Source organism: Acidovorax sp., from assembly GCF_046339755.1.
In the GTDB taxonomy this organism is placed as follows: domain Bacteria; phylum Pseudomonadota; class Gammaproteobacteria; order Burkholderiales; family Burkholderiaceae_C; genus Acidovorax.
Genome location: NZ_JBKDTZ010000196.1, coordinates 1 through 5,039, shown reverse-complemented (window position 1 = coordinate 5,039; position 5,039 = coordinate 1). Strand labels below are relative to the sequence as shown.

Annotated in this window: 6 protein-coding genes; 2 read left to right on the top strand and 4 right to left on the bottom strand. The window is 70.6% G+C overall.

Annotated elements, in window-relative coordinates; all coding sequences use genetic code 11:
- The coding region (locus tag ACK59X_RS16100; protein WP_409958727.1) for an ATP-binding protein at positions 1-1,038 on the top strand (1,038 nt) is incomplete at its 5' end.
- Positions 1,039-1,050: 12 nt separating this feature from the next.
- Here ACK59X_RS16100 and ACK59X_RS16095 read toward each other — a convergent pair.
- From ACK59X_RS16095 to ACK59X_RS16085, 3 genes are all read right to left on the bottom strand, one after another.
- Entirely contained in the window at positions 1,051-1,497 is a 447-nt protein-coding gene (locus tag ACK59X_RS16095) for a VOC family protein (RefSeq protein WP_409958725.1), read from the bottom strand.
- 94 nt (positions 1,498-1,591) lie between these two features.
- Positions 1,592-2,413: a helix-turn-helix domain-containing protein gene (locus ACK59X_RS16090; RefSeq protein ID WP_409958723.1), complete on the bottom strand. Its 822-nt coding sequence runs from the start codon at positions 2,411-2,413 to the stop codon at positions 1,592-1,594.
- 25 nt (positions 2,414-2,438) lie between these two features.
- Positions 2,439-2,723 (bottom strand): hypothetical protein, encoded by a 285-nt coding sequence (locus ACK59X_RS16085; protein WP_409958721.1) that lies wholly within the window; start codon positions 2,721-2,723, stop codon positions 2,439-2,441.
- 257 nt (positions 2,724-2,980) lie between these two features.
- Between ACK59X_RS16085 and ACK59X_RS16080 the strand changes: the two genes are divergently transcribed.
- Positions 2,981-3,316 carry a DUF1330 domain-containing protein gene (locus tag ACK59X_RS16080; RefSeq protein WP_409958719.1) on the top strand — a complete coding sequence of 112 codons (336 nt, stop codon included), beginning with the start codon at positions 2,981-2,983 and terminating at the stop codon, positions 3,314-3,316.
- Positions 3,317-3,319: 3 nt separating this feature from the next.
- On the opposite strand, the gene ACK59X_RS16075 is transcribed toward ACK59X_RS16080, so the two are convergent.
- Complete coding sequence (locus ACK59X_RS16075) at positions 3,320-4,570, bottom strand: MFS transporter (RefSeq protein ID WP_409958717.1); 1,251 nt, start codon at positions 4,568-4,570, stop codon at positions 3,320-3,322.
- Positions 4,571-5,039: the final 469 nt, after the last annotated feature.

Genomic DNA, 5,039 nt, shown 5'->3' with positions numbered 1-5,039 from the left:
CCCCTGCTGGCCTACGCCAGCGCCGTGCAGATCGGGCCGCCCGTGGCCGAGGCCACGCTGGTGGTCTATGGCCCGGCCGCGCAGCTGCAGGACAGCATGCGCCAGATCGACCGCACCCTGGTACTGGCCGCCCTGGCGCTGATGGCCCTGGCCGGCGCCCTGGCCTGGCTGCAGGTGCGCGTTGGCCTGGCGCCGCTGCGCCGGCTGGAGGCGCTGCTGGCGGCCCTGCGCGCGCCCCAGGGCCCGGGCGCCGATGTGGCGCAGCACCTGGCCGCCCCCACCGGGCGCGACCTGCAGCCCCTGCAGGCCGAGCTGGCCGGCCTGCTGGCGCACAACGCCCATGTGGTGGCACGCGCCCGCGCGCATGCCGCCGACCTGAACCACGCCCTCAAGAAGCCCCTGGCCCTGCTCAGCGCCCAGGCCAGCGCACAGGCCCTGGTGCCCGCTGCCGAGGTGCAGCGCCAGGTGGCCGCCATGGCCCAGCTGGTGGACCGCTACCAGGCGCGCACCATGAGCGATGCGCTGCTGGCCCATCCCGGCGCTGCCGGCCCGGCGGTGGATGTGCGCGAATGCGCAGGCCAGGTGCTGCAGATGATGCAGCGCCTGCACGCGGCGCAGGAACTGGCCTGGGGCCTGGACGACCAGGCCCCGGCCGGCCCGCTGCACTGGCGCGGCGAGCGCGCCGACCTGGAGGAGGTTCTGGGCAATCTGCTGGACAACGCAGGCAAGTGGGCGGCATCGGAGGTGCGCCTGTCCCTGGGCGTGCAGGCGTCAGGACAGGTGGCCGGGCAGGGCGCCGAGGCGGCGGCCCTGGTGCTGCAGGTGGAAGACGACGGCCCGGGCATGACGCCCGCGCAGCTGCAGGCCGCCGGCCAGCGCGGACTGCGCTTTGACGAAACGGTGCAGGGCAGTGGGCTGGGCCTGGCCATTGCGGGCCAGATCGCCCAGGCCTATGGGGGGCGGCTGGCGCTGGGCAAGAGCGGCGGCTTGCGCGGGCTGCAGGTGCGTGTGGAGCTGCGCGGGGTGGTGCAGGCGTGAGTCCCTGTCGGATCAACTGCCCTGCGCCATCAGCGCGTCGTAGCGGCGCTGCATCTCTTCGGGCGTGACTTTCTCGATGGAGTGGCCGATGTTCCAGCGGTGGCCGAAGGGGTCGCGCACCACGCCCCCGCGCTCGCCATAGAACTCGTCCTGTGCCGGCCGCTCCAGCGTGGCGCCCAGCGCCAGGTCCCGGGCGATCACGGCGTCGGCATCGTCCACATGCAGGTGCAGCGACACGCAGGTGGGCGCGCCGGGGCGTGGGCCTTGGATGCCCATCTCGGGGTACTCGTCGCTCAGCATCAGTGTGGTGCCGCCAAAGTCGAGTTCGGCATGGCCGAGCCGGCCGGTGGGCGGTTCGGTCAGACGGAACAGCTCGCGCGCGCCGAAGGCTTCCTGGTAGAAGCGGATGGCTGCCGCGGCGTCGGCGACGTGCAGGTACGGGTAGAGTTCATGGACCATGGGGCATCTCCTGGGGTTGGACGTTCAGGAGCACTGTAGGCCCGGCGACCCCACGTGTCTTGAAGAAAAGTGACCCTGCGGCAGACGTGCTCTCTCAACCCACGCGCACATGGTTGCGCTGTGCGGGCGCGGCGCGCAGCCAGGCGGTGGGCGTGACGCCGGTGAGGGTGTGGAACTCGCGTGTGAAATGCGCCTGGTCTGAAAAGCCGGCGTCGGCGGCAATGCCGGCTGCGGGCACACCAGGCGCTTGCAGCCCGGCCAGCGCCGCTTGCAGCCGCAAGACACGGGCATGCTGCTTGGGTGCCAGTCCGGTGGCATCGCGGAACTGCGCGATGAGGTGCCGGTGGCTGAGCCCGCTGGCCTGCACGGCCTGCTGCACCGGGGCACCGCCGTGCAGGCGGGCCAGCGCGGCCGCCACGCCCGGGTGCAGGCCGCGCACCTGGGCGGCGATGCGCGCGAGCAGCCAGGCCTCCAGCACCTGCAGGCAGGCTGCAGGGCCCGGCTGCTCCTGCAGCCGGTGCTGCAATGCGATGGCGCTGGAGCCGCACAGGTCGGCCAGCGGGGTGTGGCGCTCGGCCAGGTCCTGGGCGCTGGTGCGCAGCAGCGCGCCGGCTGCACCGGGCTCGAACTGTGCGCCCACCGACCAGCCGGGCGCGCCAGCCTCCTTGGCGTAGTAGCTGGCCCGGGCCCCGCCGACCACGGCATCGCCGGGGAAGTAGCCGACAGCGTCGTGCGGGCCGTGGAACAGGTGCAGCGGCGGGCCCGCCCAGCGCAGGGCCAGGTGCATGCAGCCGGTGGGCAGCACATGCTCGCGCACGGCGCTGGCCGCGGGCGACGGCGGCGTGAACCCGGCCCACAGCAGGCGCACGAAGGGGCGCAGTGCGGGCACGGGGGGCCGGGTCAGCATCGCGGTCATCGCGGACCCCGGGGGGCTCAGGAGGTCAGACCTTGAGCTTGCGCGACTGCAGTGCGGCGGCGTAGTCGGCGACGACGCGGGCGACGGCGGCCTTGTCGTTGGCTTCCAGCGCGGTGCGCTCCTGGAACAGCTTGCTGCGCTCGGCGACCAGGCGCTCCATCTTGGCAGTGTCGGGGTTGGGGCGGTTGCTTTCGTGCTGGATGTCGGCGGCCAGGGCCGCCAGCCAGGCGTTCAGGCAGGCGGTGGCGGCCTGGTGGTGGGTGGTGGGCTGGGCGGGCTGTGGCGCTTGCGCTGGCTGGGCGGCGGTCATCTCGGCATCACTCCTCGGTAGTGGGTCGGTTGTGGAAAAGGGGCAGGATTGCCCGTGCACCCGAATGTAACCCCGGATGGCGTTCGGCCGGCGGCAAGGGGACCGCCGATGGCGCCCTGTCTCGCAGGAACCATGACCTGCCAGGTAATCGACGCGCAGCAGGGCAGCTTCTACAGTGGACCCCGACAGCTGCTTCGGGCGCACACGGTGCCCGCGGCGCACACCACGGTTGTTTTGTTCATCCAAGGAGATCCACCATGTCCGCCTACGCCATCGGCCTGCTCGAAGACCTGCAGTTCGGCCCCGACATCGTCAGCTACCTGCAGCGCATCGACGCCACTCTGGAGCCCTATGGCGGTGAGTTCCTGGTGCACGGCACGCGCCCGGAGCTGCGCGAGGGCGCCTTCGGCGGGGACTGCGTGGTGATCCGCTTCCCCAGCATGGAGCAGGCGCGGGCCTGGTACGAATCGGACGCGTATGCGCCGCTGATCCCGCTGCGCACGCAGCATTCGCGCTCCACGGTATTTTTGCTGGAGGGGGTGAAGGAGGTGCCGTACCGGGCGGTGGGGTTGTTGGGGAAGTTGGGGGTGTAGGGCTCAGGCCGCAGCGGCCCGGGGCACCACCCGCGCCTCCTTGATCGGCAGGTTCACCAGCGCCGCGGCCAGGGCCAGCGCGGCATCGGCCCACCACATCCAGGTGTAGGCGCCGGTGTTGACCACCGTGAGGCCACCCAGCCAGGCGCCGAAGAAGCCGCCGATCTGGTGGCTCAGCAGGGTCAGGCCGAACAGCGTGGCCAGGTAGCGGGTGCCGAAGAGCTTGGCGGTGAGCCCCGCGGTGGGCGGCACGGTAGCCAGCCAGGTGGCGCCGAGCACGGCGGCGAAGGCGTAGAAGGTCCACGCGTCCTTGGGCGCGGCCAGGTACAGCAGCACGGCCACGGCGCGCGAGGCGTACATCCAGAACAAAATCATCTTCATGCGCACGCGTGAGCCCAGGGCGCCAGCGGCCAGGCTGCCAGCCACGTTGGCCAGGCCGATGATGGCCAGCGACGTGGCGGCGACGTTGGGGCTCAGGCCGCACAGCGCCACCTCGCCGGGCATGTGCGTGACCAGGAAGGCGATGTGGAAGCCGCAGGTAAAAAAGCCCGCGTGCAGGCACCAGTAGCTGCGGTCGCGCAGGGCCACGCGCAGCTGCTGGCGCAGCGTCATGCTGGCGCTGCCTGCGCTGGCCTGTGCCTGGGCCTTGCGGTCGCTGCCACGCAGCCACCAGGCCATGGGGGCGGTGGTGAGGGCGAGCACGGCCATGGTCCACATGGCGCTCATCCAGCCGAAGGCGGACATGATGGCCTGGTTGAGCGGCGCAAAGACAAACTGCCCGGCGCTGCCGCCGGCGTTGATCACGCCGCCGGCAAACGAGCGGCGCTCGGCCGGAATGCGCTGTGCCGTGGCGCCGATGAGAATGGAAAAACTGCCCGCCCCGGCGCCCGCCGCGCTGAGCAGGCCGATGGCGAAGATGAGCCCGAACTGGCTGGTGACCTGGGTGGTGAGTGCCGAGCCCGCCGCCAGCAGCACGGCCCCGAGCACGATGACGCGGCCGGGCCCCCAGCGGTCGGCCACGGCACCGAAGACGGGTTGCACCGCGCCCCAGACGAGCTGCGCGATGGCCATGGCAAAGCTGATGCTGGCCACACCCAGGCCAGTGTGGGTGTTGATGGGCGAGAGGAACAAACCCAGCGACTGGCGCGAGCCCATGGTGACCATGAGGATGGCGGCGGCTACCGCGACGAGGAGCCAGGGGTTGGCGGGTGGGGCGCTGGCTGGTGGTTGTGGTTGTGTGCTGCGTTCGGGCATGGGAATGGAGAGGCTCTGGATTTGGAGGGTGCCGACGGCGCTTGGGCTCCTATACGCACGGGTGGTAGCAGCGTGCAAAGGTCAGCAGATGTCTTGCAGATTGTGGCTATGCGCGCTGGGGGCGGCAATCGATTAAATTTGGGGCATGGCGTAGAAAAACTGCACTATGTTTTTTGGTCGATGGTCTATGGTCGATGGTTGCTGTTTGCCTGTTTTGAGTGCGGGAGCCGGGATGTGCGCCCGGCGGCGCAGTAACTTTCTCTTGGGCCGCCAAGAGAAAGTCACCAAAGAGAAGGCGGCCCCCAGTCTGCGTCCCTTCGCTTCGCTACGGGCAACCTGCGGTGCTCGGAACTGGGGTGGCGTCGCTGAACTCGCTTCGTTCTTCGAACTCCGCTCAAACAGCAGCGACGAGCTAGACAACGAAGCGTGTGTGTCCTTCGGCACACACGCCCACCCCAGCTCCTGCGCT